The sequence below is a fragment of the Pseudomonas sp. RG1 genome, assembly GCF_025910115.1.
Lineage (GTDB): Bacteria > Pseudomonadota > Gammaproteobacteria > Pseudomonadales > Pseudomonadaceae > Aquipseudomonas > Aquipseudomonas atacamensis.
Genome location: NZ_JAPCIK010000043.1, coordinates 71,501 through 94,987 on the forward strand (window position 1 = coordinate 71,501; position 23,487 = coordinate 94,987).

The following is a 23,487-nucleotide window of genomic DNA, read 5'->3' on the forward strand; positions in this document are numbered from 1 at the left end:
CCAACGACAACGGTAAGAGTCTGGAGAGCATGCGGACGACCTCACGTCGTCCGCAGCGGCCGGGTCATTCCTCGAGCAGCGCGCGCAGCATCCACGCAGTTTTCTCGTGCACTTGCATGCGCTGGGTCAGCAGGTCAGCGGTCGGCTCGTCGCTGACCTTGTCCAGCAGCGGGAAAATGCCGCGCGCGGTACGCGTCACCGCTTCCTGGCCTTCGACCAATTGCTTGATCATGTCTTCGGCGCTCGGCACACCGACTTCTTCTTTAATAGAAGAAAGACGCGCGTAGGTCGCGTAGGCACCCGGCGCCGGGAAGCCCAACGCACGGATACGCTCGGCGATCGAATCGACGGCCAGCGCCAGCTCGTTGTATTGCTCTTCGAACATCAGGTGCAGCGTGCGGAACATCGGGCCGGTGACGTTCCAGTGAAAGTTATGGGTTTTCAGATACAGCACATAGGTGTCCGACAGCAGTCGCGACAGCCCTTCGACGATGGATTTGCGGTCTTCTTCACTGATACCGATATCAATTGCCATGCTTACCCCCTAACAGTGATTGAATTCATCCAGCAGGTTCAGCCCCACTTTAGCAAGGCAAGCGCCCGCTCGCAGCTATCAATCCGTGATCTGACTGCGACAAATCGACCGTTTCTCTGCCGCTGGCCGGGCTGATTTGAGTAGCCGCAGGCTTTGCTGTTAAATAGGCAGTGTGTCGCCATGCCCTATTTTCCGGGGCGTTGCGCATAGGCTGATGCCGTGTACGTGTCCACCGCCTCTTATTTTGTCCTGAAGCGAACCGTGCGCCTTCAGCTCTTCCTTGTGAGCCGTCATAACGTGAGCCAATCAAAATGTTGAAAATCGTCCACCTGCTAATGGGCGCAGCAGCCTTGCTGCTGTCGTTCATACCCAGCCTGAAAGCCGAAGCCGTTCCTTACCTGCAACAGCCCGATGCACTTTACCTGGCCTTTTTCGGCCTGCTGAACCTGGTCATCGCTCCAGTGATTCCCTACTGGAACAAAGGCCCGCGCCAGCATCTGCAAAATCTGGTCAGCGCCCTTCTGGTACTGACTGTCGTCCTGCAAACTTTGACCCTGATCGCGCCGATGCCGGTCATCGCTGGCCAGCCGGCGGTGTTGTTCAGCCTGGTGATCGCTCTGGTTGCCGTGCTTCTGCATTTGGCCGTGAGCTTCTACAAATCGTCACCGGCCGCTGCGCCGACCACCTATGACATGAGCAATCGCGATACCGGCACCGTGAAGTGGTTCAACACTTCCAAGGGTTTCGGGTTTATCTCCCGGGATTCCGGTGATGATATTTTCGTGCACTTTCGCGCCATTCGTGGCGAAGGCCACCGTGTTCTGGTCGAAGGCCAGCGCGTCGAGTTCTCGGTGATGAACCGCGACAAGGGCCTGCAAGCCGAGGACGTGATCGCCGCTCTGCCGCGTCGCTGATCCAAAGCAAAAAAAACCGCGAACAGCTTGGCTGTTCGCGGTTTTTTTATGCCTGCCGAATGACTCAATAATGCGGCGGTGGCGCATCTTCTTCAAAAGCACCGAACTGCCCGACCATTTCTTCGTGACGCTTGATCAGCGCCTCCATCTGCAATTGCAGGCGCTCGATGACTCTCTGCTGGGCCACCAGCACATCGTTCAAAGCCTGAATGGTGTCATCCTGAAAGGCCAGACGGCTTTCCAGATCGGTTACGCGCTCTTCAAGGCTCATGACTCAGCCCTCCACAAAGGTAAATTCTTCGGTCAGCACCAGACGCAAGCGCTCGCGAATGGCTGCTACCTGTTCCGCGCTGTACGGCTTGGCCGGGTGCCTGCCCCAGACCGGCGCCGGCCAGGCGGCGTCATCGCGTTTACGCACAATGACATGCATGTGCAACTGACTGACAACGTTACCCAGGGTTGCCACGTTCAGCTTGTCGGCGTCGAACGAATCCTTGAGTAACTCGGCAAGGGTGGTGGTTTCCCGCCATAGCTGTTGCTGATCGGCGACATCCAACTGAAACAACTCGCTGATATCCTCGCGACGAGGTACCAGGATGAACCAAGGGTAATTGCTGTCGTTGGACAGCAACAGCCGGCACAACGGAAAGTCGCCGATGACCAGGGCGTCCTGTTGAAGTTGTGAATCCAAAGCAAACACTGTGAGCACTCCCGCTGATCCTATGACTCAGCTTAGCGGCGGCGCCGTAAAAGCAGCGCGCCAAGCGACAGAACGGCAGCATACCTGCGAATGCAGCGGGCTTCACGCTTCCCTCCGACAGTAATTCAGTAAGCGCGCCGACATAAGACATTTATCTCGCCGACGCACCAATACAGCCCCGGACATGAGCCTTGACGTGAAGATCCGCATGAAAACCCCTGATCTGTCGACCCTCGAATCGGGCGGCGCCAGTTTTACTCGGGCCCGATTGTGATTTTTTTGCACCAAAACTGCACAACACGTCTACGCTCAGTGGGTCGGGCATCCGCCAAATACTCAATGCGGGGTGAACCGGTAACGTTTTTGGTTGTCCTGCGCGGCTTTGGTGCGTTGCAACACCATTGGGGGATCGTCGTCAAGCCCGTAACAAAACAGCCCCGAGCCCCCGTTTTCACAAGGTTTTCACATCTGAGAGCTGCACACAGAAAAATAACCGCAGCGTTTTTGCGGTTTGTGCACGCTTGTTGCATTCGTAACGGTATGGACTATAAGCGCACCACTGGAAGTGGTCGCCTGAAGCCAATAAAAACAGTGGCAGGGTTGCCCGATGGAGATTCAAGTGTTTTGCCAGGGACTCTTTTTTAGCGATGCAAAAAGGCCCGGAAACAGCGATAAAGTTGTCAGCCCGGTTGCATCGGTACTGTGGATTTGCGACATCCAGCGCTCCTTCTGCGACAACGCCGTAAAGAAGCTGAAAGGTTGATTTCGCAAGTATCGCCAACAATGTCGGCGTGATATAAGTTTGCGCCGACACAAAAAGAAAGAGCCGCCCAGATAATAAAACAGGTGGGACGGCAGTACTCTTCTAAAAACCAAAGGAGCAAATCACGATGCGCGTGATGAAGTGGAGCATGATCGCCCTGGCTGTTGCAGCAGGCACCTCGCAGTTCGCAATGGCGTCTTCTCAGGATGAAGCCAAAGGTTTCCTGGAAGATCAGAGCCTGAAACTGAAGACTCGTTTCGAATACATGAACCGCGACTACAAAAATGGCGCGGGCAACGTTTCCAACGGTGACGGCACTTTCAAAAGTGGCTATCGCCAGGATAGCGGTCTCAGCCAACTGCTGACTTACGAGTCGGGCTTCACTCAAGGCACCGTAGGCTTCGGTCTCGACGCCATGGCCATGGGTTCGGTAAAACTGGACGGCGGTTCGGGTCGTCGTGGTAACGGCTTGTTCGCCAACGACAGCGATGGCAACCCTGAGAAATCCCAGGGCAAGGTCGGCGGCGCAGTCAAATTCCGTGTATCCGACACCGTTCTGAAATACGGTCAGCAATTCGTTGCCAGCCCGGTTTTCGCCACTGACGACAGCCGTCTGCTGCCAGAAGTCGCCACCGGTACCCTGATCACTTCCAAAGAGATCAAAGGCCTGGAACTGAGCGCAGGTCGCTTCACAGCGCTGAGCAAGCAGACCGGCATGGGCCGCGACAGCATCGCCGGTCTGCCGGATGAAGATGGCAATGGCGGCAAAGGCCTGACCAGCATCAACATCTTCGGTGCCAGCTACGCCTTCACAGACAATTTCACCGGTGCATTGGCTGCTTCCGACGCTGAAGACTACTTCAAGAAGTACTACGTCAACCTCAACTACACCTTGCCGATCAACGACGAGCAGTCGCTGAACTTCGACTTCAACGGTTACCACACCAAAGGCGACAAACGCGGCGACTTGGTCAGTGCAATTGGCGACGAGACCGACGACAACGATACCCGTGGCGTAGACAACAACCTGTGGTCCTTGGCAGCAGCTTACAGCTTGGGCGCCCACAAGTTCACCGTTGCTTACCAGCAGTCGAGCGGCGACAACGCTTACTACTATGGTGTTGACGGCAACAGTACAATTTTCGTGGCCAACTCCATCCAGATTTCCGACTTCGTGGGCCGCGAAGAAAAATCGTGGCAGGCTCGCTATGACCTGAACATGAAGACTTACGGCGTACCTGGCCTGAGCTTCATGACCCGTTATGTGATGGGTGACAACATCAAGACCAACGGTCTGGGTGAAGGTAAAGAGAACGAGTGGAACGCCGAGTCCAAGTACGTGGTTCAGGAAGGTCCGGCCAAAGACCTGTCGTTCCGTCTGCGTTACGCCATGTACCGCTCCAACGGTGCCTACAGCGGTTACTCGTCTGATAACAACGACACCCGTCTGATCATCGAGTACCCACTGAACATCCTCTAATAAGGATGCGAAGCTGACGTACTGTAGAGCTCTGCTCTAACAAAACCGCCCTCCTGAATCAGGAGGGCGGTTTTTTTATGGATGAATAACTGATCAAACAGAAAAAACATTAGCCAACTACTTATTAGCCAGCATAGTTTTATCGCGCCAAAAAAAACCCGAGAGTGTGCACACTGCTCTGGCTCTATATTAGTTGCTGACTGCCAAGCCAACTTCAAAGACGATTACTGCGTGGCAGATTCCTGCACTACGCGTATAACTCGCTGCGGAAATGGAATATCAATGCCCGCAGCCTTCAAACGATCTCGCGCCTGTTCATTGAACATGAACATCACATCCCAATAGTCCGCAGTTTTAACCCATACGCGCAGGGAAACAGTGATCGAACTGTCGCCCAATGTCGAAATCACTGCCTGTGGCTCCGGGTCCTGCATGACGCGGGGATCCTTGGCCAGATCCAGCAATACCTGACGGGCCTTCTGCAGATCCGCTTCGTAATCCACGCCGACATCAAACACGACTTTGCGCGTTGGCTGACGATTGGTGTTGGTGATGATGCCGTTCGACAGGTTGCCGTTGGGCAGGATGATGGTCTTGTTGTCGCCGGTACGCAGCACGGTGTGGAAAATCTGGATGCTGTCGACGGTGCCCGCCACGCCTTGGGCTTCGATCCAGTCACCGATGCGGAACGGGCGGAACAACAGAATCAGCACGCCGCCAGCGAAATTCGCCAGGCTGCCCTGCAAGGCCAAGCCAATCGCCAGACCCGCAGCACCGATAGCCGCGACGAACGAGGTGGTTTCGACGCCGATCATCGACGCGACGCTGACAATCAGCAACACCTTGAGAATGATGTTGGCCAGGCTGCTGATAAAGCCTTGCAGCGCCAGATCGGCATTGCGCAGAGCGAGCAGACCGCCGAGTTTTTGCGTGACCTTGTTGATCAGCCACCAGCCGATGGCCAAGGTAATCACTGCCAGCAGTACGCGGCTGCCGTATTCCATGATCATCGGGATCCACGCCTGGGACGCCTTGACCAGGTGGTCCACTTCCGCATTCAAATCCATGTTCTATCTCCTGATTTCCGGCTTCCCGGGGTGTATTCAAAACAACTGTGGGAGCGAGCCTGCTCGCGAATGCGGCGAGTCAGTCAACTTTTCGCTGAATGAAACACCGCATTCGCGAGCAGGCTCGCTCCCACATAGCCTTCAGACAAAGCTTAGTCGCGGAAGTTGTTGAACTGCAGCGGCATGCCGAATTCCTTGGCACGCAGGGCCGCGATGGCTTCCTGCAGGTCGTCGCGCTTCTTGCCGGTGACACGCACCTGCTCGCCCTGAATGGCAGCCTGGACCTTGAGCTTGGCTTCCTTGATGTGGCCGACGATCTTCTTCGCCAGCTCTTTGTCGATGCCCTCCTTGAGGACGGCGTCCTGCTTCATCAGCTTGCCGGAAGCGTAAGCGTCCTTGACCTCGAGGCACTGCACGTCGATCTTGCGCTTGGTCAGCGCCAGCTTGAGGATTTCGATCATCGCTTCGAGCTGGAAAGCGGCTTCGGCGGTGAGGCTGACGGTCAGGTCTTTTTCCTTGAACTCGAAGCTACCTTTGCCTTTCAGGTCATAACGACGATCGAGTTCCTTCACGGCGTTCTCGACCGCGTTGGTGAGTTCGTGTTTGTCCAGTTCGGATACCACGTCGAACGACGGCATGTAATCTCTCCAATAAAAAGGCGCGCTCGATGTGCATGGAGCGCGCTTGGCTTGCGGTTAAAATCGGGCTCATTATAACGGGTCTTTTCCTACCGATACGGCGAGCCGCACATGCCTGCAAGCAATCGAGCAAAAAACTGATGTCGACCACCTGGCACGTACTCGGCGCCGGCAGCCTCGGCACACTCTGGGCGACACGTCTGGCCCGCGCTGGCTTGCCGGTGCGGCTGATCCTGCGCGATGCGGCGCGCTTGCACAGCTACGAGGCAGTGGGCGGCTTGACCCTGGTAGAAAACGGACAAGCTCATACCTACGCAGTTCCCGGCGAAACCCCGGACAGCCCCGAGCCAATTCGCCGTTTGCTGGTCGCGTGCAAGGCCTATGACGCCGAAGAGGCCGTCGCCCGCCTCGCTTCCCGCCTCGCGCCGGACGCCGAACTGATCCTCCTGCAAAACGGCCTCGGCAGTCAGGACGCCGTCGCCGCGCGGGTGCCACAGGCGCGCTGCATCAGCGCCTCCAGCACCGAGGGCGCGTTCCGTGATGGCGATTGGCGCGTGGTGTTCGCCGGTCACGGGTTCAACTGGCTGGGCGATGGCGCAAATCCGCTGGCGCCGGTCTGGCTGGACGATCTGCAAGCGGCGAACATTCCCCATGAATGGAGCGCCGACATCCTTACTCGCCTGTGGCGCAAACTGGCGCTGAACTGCGCGATCAACCCGCTGACCGTGTTGCACAACTGCCGTAACGGCGGGCTGAGCGAGCATCACTGCGAAGTCGCCACACTCTGCGCCGAATTGACCGAACTGCTCGAACGCTGCGGCCAACCCGCTGCGGCGGACAATCTGCAAGCGGAAGTCGAACGAGTGATCCGCGCCACCGCCGCCAATTACTCTTCGATGTATCAGGACGTCGCCAACCAGCGCCGCACCGAGATCAGCTATCTGTTGGGCCACGCCTGCAAAGTTGCCGAGCGCCATCAGTTGCATCTGCCGCATCTACACCAGTTGCAGCAACGCCTGATCGCTCATCTGCACAAGCGTGGATTGCCCAGCGACTGAGCAGCCGCTAGGCTGACGACTTGTTCCTCTGCTGCGATAAACCTGATGCCATTGCGCCAGCGCCTTGAAAACCTGCCGGTCGGCCAGAAACTGCTGGCTGCCCTGCTGGTGTTGTTGACCACGGTTCTGCTGGTCGCCAACCTGACCTTTATCAGCGCCGCCTACTACATTTCTCAGGAAAGCATGGCGCCTCAGGCCCTGCAGACCATCGGCCGGCTGATCGCCAATCCGAGTCTGGTCAGCGATGCGCTGGAGTCACCGCGCAGCGCCGAGCGCCTGCTCAAGGAGCTCGACAGTTATTCACCGCTGCGTGCCGCCGCCCTGTACGACGGCAAGGGCGAACGCCTGGCGCAAGTGCAGCGCGGCGAAAAACTCAGCCTCCCCGAGCGCTACCGCCACGTCGAAGCCTGGCAACTCACCGAGTTCCGCAGCAACCAACTGATCACCCTGCCACGCCCCGGTGCCGCGCCGGGGCATCTGTTGCTGGTCGCCAGCAGCGAACTGCCGATGGCGTTCTACACCGGCACCCTGACCGCCAGCCTCGGCATCCTGATCTTCAGCGTACTGCTGTGGCTGGTCATCGCCCGGCAGATCAAGCGCCTGATTACCCGGCCGATTCACCAGCTGGAGGAATTGTCCCGGCAGGTCACCCGCGAAGAGAACTACGCCTTGCGCGCTGCACGCGGCAACCATGACGAAATCGGCAGTCTGGCCGAGGCGTTCAACACCATGCTTTCGCGCATCGAAGCCCGCGAGCAGCAGCTCAAACGCGCACGCGACGACTCACAGGCCGCCTACGATCAGGCGCAGGGGCTGGCCGAGGAAACCCGCCACACCAACCGCAAACTGGAGCTGGAAGTCCAGGTGCGCAGCAAGATCGAGAAGAAACTCACCGGCTTCCAGAATTACCTCAACAGCATCATCGACTCGATGCCCTCGGCGCTCATCGCTCTCGACGAGCAGCTTTACGTCACTCAATGGAATCAGGAAGCCAGCGCCCTCTCCGGCACACGCCTGGATGAGGCGCTGAACCAGCCGATCTTCCTCGCCTTCGAACCGCTCAAGCCGTTTTTGCCGCAGCTCAAGGCCACCGTCGAACAGCACACCGTGGCCAAAGTCGACCGGGTGACCTGGTTCAAGGACGATGAACCCAAGCATTATGCGCTGACGTTTTATCCGCTGATGGGCGGTGCCGGGCGTGGCGTGGTGATCCGTATCGACGACATCACTCAGCGTCTGTCGCTGGAAGAAATGATGGTGCAGTCGGAGAAAATGCTCTCGGTCGGTGGCCTTGCGGCCGGCATGGCCCACGAAATCAACAACCCGCTCGGCGCGATCCTGCACAACGTGCAGAACATTCGTCGGCGTCTGTCGGCGGATCTGCCGAAGAACATCGAGACCGCCGAACAATTGGGCATCGAACTGGACACGGTGAACCGCTACCTGCAAGGCCGCGAAGTCCCGCAACTGCTCGACGGCATTCAACAGGCCGGCGCCCGCGCGGCGAAAATCGTCACGCACATGCTCAGCTTCAGCCGCCGCAGCACTCGGCAAATGGCGCCGTGCGATCTGCCGGCATTGATTGATCAAGCCGTGGAAATCGCCGGTAACGACTTCGATCTGGCCATCGGCTTCGACTTCAAGGGCCAGGCGATCATTCGTCAGTTCGACCCTGCCCTCGGTCCGGTGCCGGGCACCGCCAACGAGCTGGAACAGGTGTTGCTCAATCTGCTGAAAAACGCCGCGCAGGCGATTCATCAGCGCGAAGACGACAGCGAGCCGGGCCGGATCATTCTGCGCACCAGGCTCAATCCGCCGTGGGCCGAGATCCAGGTCGAAGACAACGGCATCGGCATGAGCGAGAACGTGCGCAAGCGTACCTTCGAGCCGTTCTTCACCACCAAGGAAATCGGCCAAGGCACCGGCCTGGGCCTGTCGGTGTCGTACTTCATCATCACCAACAATCACAAGGGCCAGATGGAAGTGCAGTCGGCGCCCGGCCAGGGCACTTGCTTCACCCTGCGTCTGCCGCTGGCGCAACCTGCGCCGCTGACCACCGAAACCAATCCACTACCGAGGTAACCCATGGGCTTTCGCTTGTCGAAGATCTACACCCGCACCGGCGACAAAGGCGAAACCGGCCTCGGTGACGGCCGTCGCGTTCCCAAGGATCACCCGCGTATCGAGGCGATCGGCGAGGTCGATACGCTGAACAGTCAGATCGGCGTGCTGCTCGCTGGTTTGCTCGCCGAGCGCGCAGTGCATCCGGGGCTGAATGAGATCATCGAAGTGCTGGCGCCGTGTCAGCATCGCCTGTTCGACCTCGGCGGTGAACTGGCGATGCCGGAATATCAGGCGTTGAACGAGGCTGAAATCGAGCGGCTGGAAGCGGCGATCGATGTGTGGAATGAAGAGCTGGGGCCGCTGGAGAACTTCATCTTGCCGGGCGGTTCGATGCTGATTGCGCAGGCGCATGTCTGCCGCAGTCTGGCGCGCAGTGCCGAGCGGCGGTGTCAGCATTTGAACTCGGTTGAACCATTGGCCGGGGTTGGCCTGGCGTATATCAATCGGTTGTCGGATTTGCTGTTTGTTGTGGCGCGGTTGATTGCGCGGCGGCAGGGGGTCGCGGAGATTTTGTGGCAGCCGGCTGCGAAACCTGAAGGAAAGTAGCGCCTTACAGGACGCCATCGCGAGCAGGCTCGCTCCCACATTTGCCTGCATTCTGACTGGAGAAATGCAATCCACTGTGGGAGCGAGCCTGCTCGCGAAGAGGCCGCTAGCCTCAATCGAGAATCAAGCTTCTGGCCAGAACGCCCGAATCCCCGCCACACCCTGAGCCCCAACACCCCAGGCTTTCTCGCGCTCCGCCGGGCCTACTCCACCGAGCAGAAACACCGGTTTACTGAAACCGTCGATCAACGCCTGCGCCTGCTCCCACCCCAACGGCTGTGCATCCGGGTGCGTCAGCGTCGGCTGCACCGGGGACAGGGTGACAAAGTCGACGCCCATCTGCTCGGCCAGCGCCAGCTCTTCAGCGTTATGGCACGACGCCGCGAGCCAGCGCTCCGCCGGCAACGGACGTCCTGCCGCTGCGTATTTACGCAGTTGCGCAGCGGTGATGTGCCAACCGGCAGACGGGAAATCGCCGAGCCATTCGAAGGGCCCTTTGATCATCAACTGTGCCTTGCCCGCACACAGGCCCACCGCGTCGACCGCCAGATCACGGTATTTCGGGTCGTAGCCGTTGGGTGCGCGCAGCTGGATCAATTTGATCCCGCCGGCAATCGCTTTCTGGATGCCGCGCAACAAGGCCGGACCTTCCAGATCTTCCGGAGTGATCAGGTATTCGGCAGGCAAGCGCGCCGCCGCGACGATTGGCTGGTTGGCCGCCGGGAACTCATAGTTGATCAATTCCCTGGCAGTGACCCAAGCCAGTGGCTGACCTTCCGCGCCGTGAGGTTCACCACTGAACGCTGATACTTCCCAGACATCCAGCAACACCTGTTTGTCCGGATAATCGTGGCGAACCTTGATCAGCGGGCGAGCAGCATCAACGACGATGCCCAGCTCTTCGTGCAGCTCGCGAGCCAGTGCCGATTGGACTGATTCGTCAGCCTCGACCTTGCCACCGGGAAATTCCCACAAGCCGCCCTGATGCTGGGTGTCGGCACGGCGGGCGATAAGAATTTTGCCGCCACCGTCACGGATGACAGCAGCGGCGACGTGGACGCGTTTCACGGATTCAATTCCTCCAGTCCAGCCTTTTGCCACGCTTTGAAGGCGGGCCATTGGTAGATGGTTTCAACATAAGCTTCGTCAACCGCTGGCAGCTTCACCTGATAGGTGCGCAAGCGCACGGCGATCGGCGCGAAAAACGCGTCGGCAAGACTGACACGACCGAACAGGTAAGGCCCCTCTTCCGTGGCTGCCGCGCGGCATTCGGCCCATAGCGCGAGCATGCGTTCGATATCGACCTTCACTTCTGGCGGCACCGGGTTCAGCGGTGCGTCCTGGCTAAGGTTGAACGGCATGTGGTTACGCATGGCGAAGAAGCCGCTGTGCATTTGTGCGCAGGCCGAGCGGGCCTGGGCGCGAGCGAAGGTATCGCTCGGCCAGAGTTGCTCGGACGGAAACTGTTCGGCGAGATATTCAGCGATGGCCAGCGAATCGGCGATGGTGCCACGGGTGGTTTGCAGCAGCGGCACCTTGCCGGTCGGCGAATGCTTGAGCAGGCGCTCACGAGTGTCGGGCTTGCCGAGCTTGATCAGCTCTTCGCTGTAGGGTGCGCCGGTCAGGTCCAGCGCCAGTGCCGCACGCAGGGACCAGGAGGAAAGCAGTTTGTCGCCGATGATCAGGTGCAGGGACATGGTGTGGCGCCTTTTCGTCAGAGGAATGCTTCTGAATGGGTTGTGTCTGGACCGCCGCTTTCGCGAGCAGGCTCGCTCCCACAGAGAACCGAGCTGCAGCGAGAATACCCTGTGGGAGCGAGCCTGCTCGCGAATGGAGCGGCTCGGTCCCGGATCAGGTCAAGTACGGTATTCAGCGTTGATCTTCACGTACTCATGCGACAGGTCGGTGGTCCAGATGGTTTCGCTGCAATCGCCGCGCCCCAGTTCGATGCGAATGGTGATTTCTTCCTGCTGCATCACCGCCGAGCCCTGGGCTTCAGTGTAGGTCGCGGCGCGAGCGCCACGGCTGGCGATGCACACGTCGCCGAGGAACACGTCGATCTTGCTCACGTCCAGATCCGGCACGCCGGCACGACCCACGGCAGCGAGGATACGGCCCCAGTTCGGGTCAGAGGCGAACAGCGCGGTCTTGATCAGCGGCGAGTGGGCCACGGTGTAACCGACGTCCAGGCATTCCTGGTGGTTGCCGCCGCCGTTCACTTCAACGGTGACGAACTTGGTCGCGCCTTCGCCGTCACGTACGATGGCCTGGGCGACGTCCATGCACACTTCGAATACCGCCTGTTTCAACTTGGCGAACAGCTCGCCTTCAGCGCGGGTGATCTCAGGCAGCGCGGCCTTGCCAGTGGCGATCAGCATGCAGCAATCGTTAGTCGAGGTGTCGCCGTCGATGGTGATGCGGTTGAACGACTTGTTCGCGCCATCGAGCATCAGGTTGTGCAGCACCTCGCGGGAGACTTTGGCGTCGGTGGCGATGTAACCCAGCATGGTCGCCATGTTCGGGCGAATCATGCCGGCACCTTTGCTGATGCCGGTGACAGTGATGGTCACGCCGTCATGCTCGAACTGGCGGCTGGCGCCCTTGGGCAGCGTGTCAGTGGTCATGATGCCGGTGGCGGCGGCTTCCCAGTTGTTCTCCGACAGATCATCCAGCGCAGCTTGCAGCGCGCCTTCGATCTTCTCGACCGGCAGCGGCTCGCCGATCACGCCAGTGGAGTACGGCAGAATCTGGCTGGCATCGACGCCGGCCAGCTCGGCCAATTTAGCGGTGGTGCGCTCGGCAGCCGCCAAGCCAGGCTCGCCGGTGCCGGCGTTGGCATTGCCGGTGTTGGTCAGCAAGTACCGCACGGCATTGTGCACGCGCTTTTTCGCCAGGATCACCGGCGCGGCGCAAAACGCGTTCAGGGTGAACACGCCAGCCACGGTCGAACCTTCAGCACAGCGCATCACCACTACATCCTTGCGCCCCGGGCGCTTGATGCCGGCCGAGGCGATACCGAGTTCAAAACCGGCAACCGGGTGCAACGTTGGCAAAGGACCAAGACCAACAGCCATGAATGCGCTCCTTACTCAATGATGTCAGCACCGCCACGGGAACGGACGGTGAGGTAAATGGCAAAACGCCGCGACGGCAGGAGCCGGTCGCGGCGCGGGGTGTTCAGCGATTGAAACGGGTTTTACTGGATCTGCCCGTGGCAATGCTTGTATTTCTTGCCCGAACCGCAGTAGCACAGTTCGTTGCGGCCCAGCTTCTGCTCGTTGCGAACCGGGGCAGCGGCGGTGGCCAGTGCCACATCGACCTCTTCACCCAACGCTTCCGGCTGATCCAGCCCAGGCGCTTCGGCATGTTCGAACTGCATGCGCGCCGCCAGTGCTTCGGCTTCCTGACGCAGGCGTTGCTCTTCGGCTTCCGGATCTTCGCGACGAACCTGAACGTGCGAGAGCACGCGGATCGAGTCGCGCTTGATCGAATCGAGCAGCTCGGAGAACAGCGTGAACGACTCGCGCTTGTATTCCTGCTTCGGGTTCTTCTGCGCATAGCCACGCAGGTGAATGCCGTGACGCAGGTGATCCATGGTCGACAGGTGGTCTTTCCACAGGTCGTCGAGTACGCGCAGGACGATCTGCTTCTCGAACGAGCGCAGCGCCTCGGCACCGGCCTGATCTTCTTTCTCGTTGTACGCCGCCATCAGCTCGGTCATGAGCTTCTCGCGCAGGGTTTCTTCGTACAGGTGATCGTCTTCGTCGAGCCATTGCTGGATCGGCAGTTTCACGCCGAAATCGCTTTCGATCGACGCTTCCAGACCGGCCACGTCCCACTGCTCTGGCAGCGATTGCGGCGGAATGTGGGCGCTGACGGTAGCGTTGAGCACGTCCTGACGGAAGTCGGCGATGGTTTCGCCGATGTTGTCAGCGGCCAGCAACGTGTTACGCATGTGATAGATCACTTTACGCTGTTCGTTGTTAACGTCGTCGAACTCGAGCAGTTGCTTGCGGATGTCGAAGTTGCGGCCTTCAACCTTGCGCTGCGCCTTCTCGATCGCGTTGGTCACCATGCGGTGCTCGATCGCTTCACCCGGCTGCATGCCCAGGGCTTTCATGAAGTTCTTCACCCGGTCAGAGGCGAAGATGCGCATCAGGCTGTCTTCCAGCGACAGGTAGAAGCGGCTCGAACCGGCATCGCCCTGACGGCCGGCACGGCCACGCAGCTGGTTGTCGATACGGCGCGATTCATGACGCTCGGAAGCGATCACCTGCAAACCGCCGGACTCCAGCACTTGCTGGTGACGCTTCTGCCAGTCGGCCTTGATCTGGGCGATCTGCTCAGGAGTCGGATTTTCCAGCGAAGCGACTTCCACTTCCCAATTGCCGCCCAACAGGATGTCGGTACCACGACCGGCCATGTTGGTGGCGATGGTCAGCGCACCCGGACGACCGGCCTGAGCAATGATTTCAGCTTCTTTTTCGTGGAACTTGGCGTTGAGAACCTTGTGTTCGATGCCTTCTTTGACGAGCAACTCGGACATGTGCTCGGAGGTCTCGATGGTCGCGGTACCCACCAGCACCGGACGACCGGCGGCCATGCTTTCCTTGATGTCCGCGACGATCGCCGCATATTTCTCTTCGGCGGTGAGGAACACCAGGTCGTTGTAGTCTTTACGCGCCAACGGTTTGTTCGGCGGGATGACCATGACTTCCAGACCATAGATCTGGTGGAATTCGAACGCTTCGGTGTCGGCGGTACCGGTCATGCCGGACAGCTTGGTGTACAGACGGAAGTAGTTCTGGAAGGTGGTCGAGGCCAGGGTCTGGCTCTCGGCCTGAATGTTCAGACCTTCCTTGGCTTCGATAGCCTGGTGCAGGCCTTCGGACAGACGACGACCCGGCATGGTACGACCGGTGTGTTCGTCGACCAGCACGACCTGACCGTCCTGGACGATGTATTCGATGTTGCGGTTGAACAGCTTGTGCGCACGCAGACCGGCGTAGACGTGGGTCAGCAGGCCAAGGTTGTGCGCCGAGTACAGGCTCTCGCCTTCGGCCAGCAGGCCGACGCGGGTGAGCATTTCTTCGATGAACTGGTGACCGGCTTCGTTGAGTTCGACCTGACGGGTCTTTTCGTCAACGGTGTAGTGACCGGCCTTGGTGACCTGGCCTTCGACTTCCTCGACGTGCAGTTCCAGCTGCGGGATCAGTTTGTTGATCTCCATGTACAGCTTGGAGCTGTCCTCGGCCTGACCGGAAATGATCAGCGGAGTACGCGCTTCGTCGATGAGGATGGAGTCGACTTCGTCGATCACGGCAAAGTTGAGTTCGCGCTGGAATTTTTCATCCATGCTGAACGCCATGTTGTCGCGCAGGTAGTCGAAACCGAATTCGTTGTTGGTGCCGTAGGTGATGTCGGCGGCGTAGGCGGCGCGCTTCTCTTCCGGCGGCTGGAACGGCGTTACGACGCCGACGGTCAGGCCGAGGAATTCATACAGCGGGCGCATCCAGTTGGCGTCACGGCGGGCCAGGTAGTCGTTCACGGTCACAACGTGCACGCCCTTGCCGGACAGTGCGTTGAGGTAAACACCCAGGGTGGCCACGAGGGTCTTGCCCTCACCGGTGCGCATTTCGGCAATCTTGCCTTCGTGCAGAGTCATGCCGCCGACGAGTTGCACGTCGAAGTGGCGCATGCCCATCACACGCTTGCCGGCCTCGCGGGCGACGGCAAAGGCTTCCGGCAACAGCTTGTCGAGGGTTTCCCCCTTGGCGATACGGGCCTTGAACTCGGCGGTCTTGGCGCGCAATTGATCGTCCGAAAGGGCCACCATTTGCTCTTCGAAGGCATTGACGAGCTGCACCGTCTTGAGCATGCGTTTGACTTCACGCTCGTTCTTGCTTCCAAAAAGTTTCTTTAACAAAGGCGCAAACATATCGGCAGGATCTTCCACACTAAAGGGATGGAGGGCGGCCCCGTGAGTCGCCCGTGCAGCCCTCATGGCCGCATGCGAACGAGCATTCTACCCGGAAACGGTGGTGAGGAAAGTGGCGATGTTCCACGATGCTGGCACTGCGCTTTGACGGGGCTCACTTAAAATAGGGGCGTTTTGCTCAACTTCAACCCGTCGGGGGAAAGAAGTCAGGCGTTGATTTAATGAGCAAATCAGGGACAAAAGCAATGGCCCAGAGGTTCCGCAGCTTTCTGCTACCATGGCGCCTCTGTTCCTTCAGGTGTTCGATCATGGCGTTTCGCCCTCTCACGGCCAGAGCACCCGCCGTTCTGTTACGTGAAGCCAAACCGCTGAAGGCCATCCTCGGCCATGCCCAGCGTCTGGAGCATTTGCAGCGCCTGCTCGAAAGCCAGCTGCAACCGGCCGCCCGCGAGCATTGCCGGGTAGCCAAGTGGCGCGAAGGCGAGCTGTCGCTGGTGGTCACTGACGGCCATTGGGCAACGCGCCTGCGCTATCAGCAGAAACGTCTGCAACGACAGCTGCAATTGTTCGAAGAGTTCGCCAACCTGACGCGGATCAAATTCAGCGTGCGCCCGCCGATCGTCCAGCATCGGGCGGTTGGACACACCATGGATTTGTCCAGCAGTGCGGCGGAGACGATTCAGTCGACGGCCGACGGGATCAGCGATCCGGGATTGCGCGCGGCGCTGGAGCGGTTGGCGGCGCATGCCAAAAGCAAAACCTGACCGTGCACACCATTGCCATGTGGGAGCGAGCCTGCTCGCGAAGAGGCCATGTCAGACGACATTGATGTTGAACGACACAGCGCTTTCGCGAGCAGGCTCGCTCCCACAGTTTTGATCTCCGATTCTCCTCAGTTCAGCGGCGCTTGCTGCCGCCCAATAAAGACCCCATCAACCCCCGCACCAACTGCTTGCCAAGGTTATTAGCCGCCTGGCGCATGGCCGATTTCAACGCCTGGCCTGCCGCCGTGCCGAGGAATTCGCCCGCACGATCAGCCAGGCTCGGCTCTTCGGCCGCCGCTTTGCCCGCTGGTGTTTCAGCCTCGGGCGCCAGCCCTTTGCGGCCCATCAAAATCTCGTAGGCCGACTCGCGATCGATCGGCTTGTCATAACGGCCCTTGAACGGTGAGCCGGCGATAAGCACGGTGCGCTCGGTTTCAGTCAGCGGACCGATCCGCGATTGCGGCGGTGCCACCAACACACGCTGGACCATTTCCGGCGTGCCCTTCTCGGTCAGCGTGCCGACCAACGCCTCACCAATACCTAACTCAGTCAGCACCGACAGACTGTCGAACGCCGGATTCGGCCGAAAGCCATCCGCCACCGCACGCAGGGATTTCTGCTCTTTGGCGGTGAACGCACGCAGGCCGTGTTGAATGCGCAAGCCCAACTGCGCCAGCACGTCATCCGGCAGGTCCGCTGGCGACTGGGTGACGAAGTACACGCCCACGCCTTTGGAACGAATCAAACGCACCACTTGCTCAAGCCGCTCCTGCAAGGCCTTGGGCGTGTCGCCGAACAACAAGTGCGCCTCATCGAAGAACAGCGCCAGCAGCGGCTTGTCAGCATCGCCGCGCTCGGGCAGTTGCTCGAACAACTCGGCCAGCAGCCACAGCAGGAACGTTGCGTAAACCTTCGGCGCCTCGTGCACCAGACGGCTGGCGTCGAGCAGATGGATACGTCCCCGGCCATCGGCGCCCGGTTGCAGGATGTCTTCAAGTTGCAGCGCCGGCTCGCCGAACAAGGCTTCGGCGCCCTGCTGTTCCAGCGTCGCCAAACGGCGCAGCAGCGCCTGGCTGGAACCGGTGGTCATCAGCGCCGCGTCTTCGCCGAGCAACTGCGGGTTGTCCTTGAGGTGGTTGAGCAGCGCTTTCAGATCCTTGAGATCCAGCAGCAACAACCCTTCGCGATCCGCCACCTTGAAGGCAGCGTACAGCGCCGACTGCTGACTGTCGGTCAGCTCGAGCAGGCTGCCGATCAGTAGCGGACCCATTTCGCTCAGGGTGGTGCGCAGCGGGTGTCCGGATTCGCCGTGGATGTCCCACAGCGTGACGGGATAAGCCTGCGGCGTGTGACCGAGCCAGGGCATGCCGGCGATGCGCTCGGCCACTTTGCCCTGCGGGTTGCCAGCGGCGCCGAGCCCGCAGAGGTCGCCCTTGATGTCGGCGGCGAACACCGCCACACCGGCGTCGCTGAACGCTTCGGCCAGACGCTGCAATGTCACGGTTTTACCGGTGCCGGTGGCGCCAGCGATCAGCCCGTGGCGGTTGGCCAGGCGCATGGCCTGAGCGATGGGTTGCGCGGCCGGATCAGCGCCGATAACGAGTTGCGAAGAGTCAGGCATTTTCTCACCCAATGGTTAATCTTTGATGACACATGGCCGATACATAAATTGGATAGACCCATCAGAAAATCGGGTCGGACATTTCCCTAAGGAGAGCCGGAAATATCAATTTTTCAACCTTGCCCATAGTGCGCGTCTCTATCAAAGCACGCCCAGGACATTAAGACCTTAGCGGAACCCCAAGCCGTGAACAAAAACCTGCGCTTCAGCCATAAGATTTTGCTTGCCGCCGCTCTCATCGTCATTGCCGCTTTCGCCTCGTTCACGTTGTACAACGACTGGCTGCAACGCAATGCGATCCGCGATGATCTGAACAACTACCTCAACGAAATGGGCGAGGTCACCGCCGGCAACATCCAGACCTGGCTCAGCGGGCGCATCCTGCTGATCGAGAACGCCGCGCAGAACATCGCCATCAACCCGGAACCTGCCACGGTCGCCAGCCTGCTGGAACAGAAAAGCCTGACCTCGACGTTCATGGCCACCTATCTGGGCGATGCCACCGGGCATTTCACCATCCGCCCGGACGTGAAGATGCCGGACGGTTTCGATCCGCGCGTACGCCCTTGGTATAAAGGTGCCGAAAGCAGCAGCACCTCGACCCTGACCGAACCCTACATCGATGCGGCCACCGGCCAGTTGATCATCTCCATCGCCACCGCGTCGAAAAAGGCCGGGCAGAGCGTCGGCGTGGTCGGCGGCGATCTGAGCCTGCAATCGCTGGTCGACACCCTCGCCGCACGGGATTTCGACGGCATGGGCTACGTATTCCTGGTCAGCGCTGACGGCAAGATCCTCGTCCACCCGGACAAGGCCTTGGTGATGAAGTCACTGAAAGAAGCCTACCCGCAGGACACGCCGCGCATCAGCAGCGATTTCAGCGAAGTGAGCGTCGACGGCAAAACCCGCATCGTCACCTTCGCCCCGATCAAAGGCCTGCCGTCGGTGAACTGGTACATCGGCCTGTCGATCGACAAGGATCAGGCCTACTCGATGCTCAGCGAATTCCGTACCTCAGCGGTAATCGCAACCATTATTGCGGTAGCAATCATCATCGCCCTGCTCGGCATGCTGATCCGCCTGCTGATCCAGCCGCTGCACGTGATGACCCGCGCCATGGAAGACATCGCCGACGGCGAAGGCGACCTGACCAAACGCCTGAACATCGTCAATAACGATGAATTCGGCATCCTCGGCACCGCGTTCAACCGCTTCGTCGAGCGTATTCACGGTTCGATCCGCGAAGTGTCCTCGGCCACCGGCCAGGTCAACGAGGTCGCCTTGCGCGTGGTCGCAGCGTCAAACTCGTCGATGTACAACTCTGACCAGCAAGCTTCGCGCACCAGCAGTGTTGCCGCCGCGATCAATCAACTCGGCGCCGCCGCCCAGGAAATTGCCCGCAACGCCGCCCAAGCGTCGAATCAGGCCAGCGACGCCCGGGGTCTGGCCGAAGATGGCCAGCAGGTGGTCGAGCGCAGCATCAAAGCGATGAACCAACTGTCGAGCATGCTCAGCGCGTCCAGCACCAACATCGAGTCGCTGAACAGCAAGACCGTCAACATCGGCCAGATTCTCGAAGTGATCACCAGCATTTCCCAACAGACCAACCTGTTGGCGCTGAACGCGGCGATCGAAGCGGCGCGCGCCGGTGAGGCCGGTCGTGGTTTCGCCGTGGTGGCCGACGAAGTGCGCAACCTCGCGCACCGCACTCAGGAATCGGCACAGCAGGTGCAGACCATGATCGAGGAGCTGCAAGTCGGCGCCCGGGAATCGGTGAGCACCATGAGCGACAGCCAGCGCCACAGCCAGGACAGCGTCGAGATCGCCAACCTCGCCGGCGAACGCCTGAACAGCGTGACCCTGCGCATTGGCGAGATTGATGGGATGAACCAGTCGGTGGCAACCGCGACCGAGGAGCAGACTGCGGTGGTTGAGTCGATCAACGTCGATATCACCGAGATCAACACGCTGAACCAGGAGGGTGTAGAGAACCTGCAAGCGACCTTGCGCGCGTGCTCGGATCTGGAGCAGCAGGCTTCGCGTCTCAAGCAGTTGGTTGGCAGCTTCAGGATTTAAGCTGCGGCGACTGGCCACTTCGCGAGCAGGCTCGCTCCCACAGGGAAAATGCATTCCATTGTGGGAGCGAGCCTGCTCGCGAATATCTACCTTTCAACGAAACCCGACTGACACCCCACCGCGCAATCCCGACCGAACATCTATTCTGGATAAAGGTCAATCAAGGGAGAACGACACAGCGGAGGGTTGCTCACCGTGCATATCGCCGACATCACCATGTTCTACGCCCCGGCCAGCGGAGGCGTGCGGACTTACCTTGATGCCAAACACCGTCGCCTTGGCGAGCGCAACGCCATTCGCCACAGCCTGCTGATCCCCGGCGCGAGGCTGGGTGAACATGACGGCATTTATACGGTTCCAGCGCCCGCCCTGCCCTTTGGCAAAGGCTATCGCTTCCCCCTGCGCCTGGCGCCATGGCGAAACGTCCTGCAGGATTTGCAGCCGGATCTGATCGAAGTCGGCGACCCCTACCTCACCGCATGGGCGGCGCTGGATGCGCGGCGGCAGCTGGATGTGCCGGTGATCGGCTTCTATCACTCGGATCTGCCGCTGCTGGCGGGCAATCGCATGGGCCATTGGGTCACGGCGAATGTCGAGGCTTACGTGACTCGTCTGTACGGCAATTTCGATCGTGTCCTCGCCCCGAGCCAGGTCATGGCCGACAAGCTCATCGGGCTTGGTGTACGCAATGTCCATGTGCAACCGCTAGGCGTGGATCTGCACACTTTCCATCCCGACGCCCGCGATCCTGGCTTGCGGGCTGAGCTGGGCATTGCCGAAGACACGCGCCTGCTGATCTTTGCCGGGCGCGGTTCCAAGGAGAAAAACCTGCCGGTGCTGCTCAAGTGCATGCAACGCCTCGGTCCGCGCTATCACTTGTTGTTGGTCGGCTCGTCGATGCCTGCGGCGGTGCCGGACAACGTCAGCGTCATCGACGAATTCTGCCCGGCGCCGAAAGTCGCGCGGCTGATGGCCAGCGCCGATGCGCTGCTGCATGCCGGCGACCAGGAAACCTTCGGACTGGTCATCCTTGAGGCCATGGCCTGCGGCATTCCCGTGGTGGCGGTGGCGGCCGGGGCGTTTGAAGAGATCGTCAACGATTCCTGCGGTCTGCTCTGCGCGCCGAACAATCCCCAGGCCATGGCCAATGCCGTGCGTGAGCTGTTCAGTCGCGGCTGCGATCGGCTCGGCCAACAGGCGCGCCAGCACGTCGAACGGCATTACGCCTGGGACACCGTGGTCGACAGTCTGCTCAGCCACTACCACGCCGTGCTCGGCCATACGCTGCCACGGGTGGCCAATGGTTGAAGAAATGAAAGCTGTTTGCCTGGTGTTGCATGATGTGGCGCCCTCGACCTGGGCGGATTACCAGCCCTTCGTCGAGGCTGTCGATGCCTTGGGTGATGTGCCGATGACGTGGTTGGTGGTGCCGGACTTCCATCGCCAAGATGCCCTTGACGCCAACCCGGCGTTTCGCCGAGTGCTCGATGCCCGTGTCGCCCGAGGCGATGAACTGGCGCTGCACGGCTACTACCACGACGATCAGGAACCCCTGCCGAACAACCCGCGCGACTGGTTCATGCGCCGGGTCTACACCCATGAAGGTGAGTTCTATCGCTTGTCCCGCGAAGCAGCCTTGGCCCGCCTGCATGCGGGTCTGGAGATGTTTCAGCGCTACGACTGGCCGGTGCAGGGTTTCGTCGCTCCGGCCTGGCTGATGAGCGACGGCACCCGCCAGGCCTTGCGTGAATTGCCGCTCAGCTACACCAGCGATCCGCAGCACCTTTATCGCTTGCCCGACTTCAGCGCTATCGCTGCACCGGGGCTGGTGTGGAGCGCGCGCAGTGCCTGGCGGCGCGGCTTGTCGAAAATCGTCAGCGAGCAGCGTGAACAGCGCTGGCGCGAGGCATCGGTGATTCGCCTGGGGCTGCATCCGGTGGACATGCGTCACCGCTTTTCTCGCGATTACTGGTTGCACACGTTGCAGCGGCTGCTGGCGGAAGGACGCATGCCGCTGACCAAAATCGACTGGCTGGCCCGACAGCGCGGACAACTGGAACGCGCAGCATGAAGCGCAGCCTGTTGTTGCTGATCGGCCTGCTCGCGGCGGTGCTGATTCCGGTACTGCTCGGCGGCGGCGAAACCTGGGCGCGCCTGCGCAGCTTCCCGCTGAACTGGCTGTTGATCATGTTCGGCATGATTCTGCTGTGCTGGGGCATCAATACGTTGCGCCTGCGTTTGTTGCTCGGCGACCAGCGTGAAAAGGTCGCGCCATTGAAAAGCCTCGGCGTGGTGATGGCGGCCGAGTTCGCGTACTGCGCCACGCCCGGCGGCAGCGGCGGGCCGCTGACGATCATGGCTCTGCTCGCCCGTTGCGGCGTGCGTCCGGCGCGGGGCAGCGCGGTGTTTGCCATGGATCAGCTCAGCGATCTGCTGTTCTTTCTCTGCGCCCTGAGCGGGATTCTGATTTACGCGCTGTTCCAGCACCTCAGCGTTCGTCTCGAGTGGCTGCTGACCGTCAGCGCCGTTTCGCTGTTTGGCGGTTTGTTCAGTTGCGTGTTGATCGCGCGTTATCACCGAGCGTTGATTCGCCTGAGCGGGCGGCTGTTGGCGGGGATGAACATCACGACAAGTACTCGCCGTCGCTGGGCGCGCAAGTTGCTGCACTTTCTCGCGGCATTTACCGATACCTTGAAACTGCCTTGGCAAACGCTGGTTCAGGTTTTTGCTCTGACCTGCGTGCACTGGTTGCTGCGCTACAGCGTGCTGTATCTGGCCCTGCGCGGGCTCGGCGCGGATTTGCAGTGGGCGTGGAGCTTTCTGGTGCAGATGCTCTCGCTCGGCGCCGGCCAGTTCAGCCTATTACCCGGCGGCGCGGGAGCCGCAGAATTGACCTCGGCCGCGCTGCTCGCACCCATGGTGGGCAAGTCCACCGCAGCGGCGGCGATCCTGATCTGGCGCGTGGTGACGTATTACTTCTATCTGTTGGTGGGCGGGCCGGTGTTCGTGTTGATGCTGGGCAAGCCGTTGCTGAAGAAGTTGATGAACGTCAGGCAGGCTTCTTAGGTTCGTCCTGCTCTTGCTGGAGTTGCTCCCAAAGCTCGGCGGCCCCCGGGAATTCGGTGCCGTCGTCCGGGCTCATGTCATCCGGGTCGTAACGACTCAGGCAACCTTCACCAAGGGTGGCGGGGGCTTTGGAAGTGGCTTTGTCCAGTGGATCGCTCATGGCTTTTCCTCGGGCTCAAATGACAAGGGCCTGAGCG

The 23,487-nt window shown here is 60.2% G+C and carries 22 protein-coding genes; 10 read left to right on the forward strand and 12 right to left on the reverse strand.

What is annotated here, in order from left to right:
* Positions 1 to 64: 64 nt before the first annotated feature.
* Positions 65 to 535, reverse strand: a complete 471-nt coding sequence (locus OK411_RS21850; RefSeq protein ID WP_016773497.1) for a Dps family protein — start codon at positions 533 to 535, stop codon at positions 65 to 67.
* Between the two features lie 311 nt (positions 536 to 846).
* Between OK411_RS21850 and OK411_RS27055 the strand changes: the two genes are divergently transcribed.
* Entirely contained in the window at positions 847 to 1,449 is a 603-nt protein-coding gene (locus OK411_RS27055; RefSeq protein ID WP_016773496.1) for a cold-shock protein, read from the forward strand.
* Between the two features lie 64 nt (positions 1,450 to 1,513).
* On the opposite strand, the gene OK411_RS21860 is transcribed toward OK411_RS27055, so the two are convergent.
* The 3 genes from OK411_RS21860 to OK411_RS21870 form a co-directional block, all read right to left on the reverse strand.
* Complete coding sequence (locus tag OK411_RS21860) at positions 1,514 to 1,720, reverse strand: SlyX family protein (RefSeq protein ID WP_016773495.1); 207 nt, start codon at positions 1,718 to 1,720, stop codon at positions 1,514 to 1,516.
* A 3-nt stretch (positions 1,721 to 1,723) separates the two neighbouring features.
* A complete protein-coding gene (locus OK411_RS21865) occupies positions 1,724 to 2,149 on the reverse strand; it encodes an HIT family protein (protein WP_264365677.1) in 426 nt (141 codons plus the stop codon).
* 451 nt (positions 2,150 to 2,600) lie between these two features.
* Entirely contained in the window at positions 2,601 to 2,963 is a 363-nt protein-coding gene (locus OK411_RS21870) for a hypothetical protein (RefSeq protein ID WP_185757830.1), read from the reverse strand.
* Between the two features lie 76 nt (positions 2,964 to 3,039).
* Between OK411_RS21870 and OK411_RS21875 the strand changes: the two genes are divergently transcribed.
* Complete coding sequence (locus OK411_RS21875; protein WP_056787902.1) at positions 3,040 to 4,392, forward strand: OprD family porin; 1,353 nt, start codon at positions 3,040 to 3,042, stop codon at positions 4,390 to 4,392.
* A gap of 224 nt (positions 4,393 to 4,616) precedes the next feature.
* Here the strand turns inward: OK411_RS21875 and OK411_RS21880 are convergent, their stop codons facing one another.
* Entirely contained in the window at positions 4,617 to 5,459 is an 843-nt protein-coding gene (locus OK411_RS21880) for a mechanosensitive ion channel family protein (RefSeq protein WP_016773492.1), read from the reverse strand.
* 152 nt (positions 5,460 to 5,611) lie between these two features.
* Entirely contained in the window at positions 5,612 to 6,097 is a 486-nt protein-coding gene (locus OK411_RS21885; RefSeq protein ID WP_110646614.1) for a YajQ family cyclic di-GMP-binding protein, read from the reverse strand.
* A 140-nt stretch (positions 6,098 to 6,237) separates the two neighbouring features.
* Between OK411_RS21885 and OK411_RS21890 the strand changes: the two genes are divergently transcribed.
* Genes OK411_RS21890 through OK411_RS21900 form a run of 3 tightly spaced genes read left to right on the forward strand, consistent with a single transcriptional unit; the run spans position 6,238 to position 9,825 of the window.
* A complete protein-coding gene (locus OK411_RS21890; protein ID WP_125917125.1) occupies positions 6,238 to 7,155 on the forward strand; it encodes a putative 2-dehydropantoate 2-reductase in 918 nt (305 codons plus the stop codon).
* A 45-nt stretch (positions 7,156 to 7,200) separates the two neighbouring features.
* Positions 7,201 to 9,237: a HAMP domain-containing sensor histidine kinase gene (locus OK411_RS21895; RefSeq protein WP_016773489.1), complete on the forward strand. Its 2,037-nt coding sequence runs from the start codon at positions 7,201 to 7,203 to the stop codon at positions 9,235 to 9,237.
* Between the two features lie 3 nt (positions 9,238 to 9,240).
* The gene (locus OK411_RS21900; RefSeq protein WP_264365678.1) at positions 9,241 to 9,825 is read left to right on the forward strand and encodes a cob(I)yrinic acid a,c-diamide adenosyltransferase; all 585 of its coding nucleotides are present in this window, start codon (positions 9,241 to 9,243) and stop codon (positions 9,823 to 9,825) included.
* 123 nt (positions 9,826 to 9,948) lie between these two features.
* Here OK411_RS21900 and OK411_RS21905 read toward each other — a convergent pair whose 3' ends face one another.
* From OK411_RS21905 to secA, 4 genes are all read right to left on the reverse strand, one after another.
* The gene (locus OK411_RS21905) at positions 9,949 to 10,893 is read right to left on the reverse strand and encodes a Nudix family hydrolase (RefSeq protein ID WP_264365679.1); all 945 of its coding nucleotides are present in this window, start codon (positions 10,891 to 10,893) and stop codon (positions 9,949 to 9,951) included.
* Complete coding sequence (locus OK411_RS21910; protein ID WP_024014096.1) at positions 10,890 to 11,522, reverse strand: glutathione S-transferase family protein; 633 nt, start codon at positions 11,520 to 11,522, stop codon at positions 10,890 to 10,892. Before OK411_RS21910 ends, OK411_RS21905 begins: the two co-directional genes overlap by 4 nt.
* 159 nt (positions 11,523 to 11,681) lie before the next feature.
* Positions 11,682 to 12,899, reverse strand: a complete 1,218-nt coding sequence (argJ, locus tag OK411_RS21915) for a bifunctional glutamate N-acetyltransferase/amino-acid acetyltransferase ArgJ (RefSeq protein ID WP_136492847.1) — start codon at positions 12,897 to 12,899, stop codon at positions 11,682 to 11,684.
* 122 nt (positions 12,900 to 13,021) lie between these two features.
* A complete protein-coding gene (secA, locus tag OK411_RS21920; protein ID WP_038861039.1) occupies positions 13,022 to 15,763 on the reverse strand; it encodes a preprotein translocase subunit SecA in 2,742 nt (913 codons plus the stop codon).
* Between the two features lie 308 nt (positions 15,764 to 16,071).
* On the opposite strand from secA, the gene OK411_RS21925 reads away from it, so the two are divergent.
* Entirely contained in the window at positions 16,072 to 16,527 is a 456-nt protein-coding gene (locus tag OK411_RS21925) for a DUF721 domain-containing protein (RefSeq protein WP_041479804.1), read from the forward strand.
* 133 nt (positions 16,528 to 16,660) lie between these two features.
* Here OK411_RS21925 and OK411_RS21930 read toward each other — a convergent pair whose 3' ends face one another.
* Positions 16,661 to 18,148: a helicase HerA-like domain-containing protein gene (locus tag OK411_RS21930; RefSeq protein WP_041480025.1), complete on the reverse strand. Its 1,488-nt coding sequence runs from the start codon at positions 18,146 to 18,148 to the stop codon at positions 16,661 to 16,663.
* A gap of 186 nt (positions 18,149 to 18,334) precedes the next feature.
* Here OK411_RS21930 and OK411_RS21935 point away from each other — a divergent pair, with 186 nt between their 5' ends.
* From OK411_RS21935 to OK411_RS21950, 4 genes are all read left to right on the forward strand, one after another.
* Positions 18,335 to 20,224, forward strand: coding sequence for a methyl-accepting chemotaxis protein (locus OK411_RS21935; protein WP_071173370.1), 1,890 nt, complete (start codon positions 18,335 to 18,337; stop codon positions 20,222 to 20,224).
* 216 nt (positions 20,225 to 20,440) lie between these two features.
* Positions 20,441 to 21,532: a glycosyltransferase family 4 protein gene (locus tag OK411_RS21940; protein WP_177421651.1), complete on the forward strand. Its 1,092-nt coding sequence runs from the start codon at positions 20,441 to 20,443 to the stop codon at positions 21,530 to 21,532.
* Positions 21,525 to 22,295 carry a DUF2334 domain-containing protein gene (locus OK411_RS21945; RefSeq protein WP_264365680.1) on the forward strand — a complete coding sequence of 257 codons (771 nt, stop codon included), beginning with the start codon at positions 21,525 to 21,527 and terminating at the stop codon, positions 22,293 to 22,295. The genes OK411_RS21940 and OK411_RS21945 overlap by 8 nt, the downstream gene beginning before the upstream one ends.
* On the forward strand, positions 22,292 to 23,290 hold the full coding sequence (locus tag OK411_RS21950) for a lysylphosphatidylglycerol synthase transmembrane domain-containing protein (RefSeq protein WP_264365681.1): 999 nt from the start codon (positions 22,292 to 22,294) through the stop codon (positions 23,288 to 23,290). Before OK411_RS21945 ends, OK411_RS21950 begins: the two co-directional genes overlap by 4 nt.
* On the opposite strand, the gene OK411_RS21955 is transcribed toward OK411_RS21950, so the two are convergent.
* The gene (locus OK411_RS21955; RefSeq protein WP_016773478.1) at positions 23,274 to 23,450 is read right to left on the reverse strand and encodes a hypothetical protein; all 177 of its coding nucleotides are present in this window, start codon (positions 23,448 to 23,450) and stop codon (positions 23,274 to 23,276) included. The genes OK411_RS21950 and OK411_RS21955 overlap by 17 nt on opposite strands.
* Between the last annotated feature and the right edge of the window lie 37 nt (positions 23,451 to 23,487).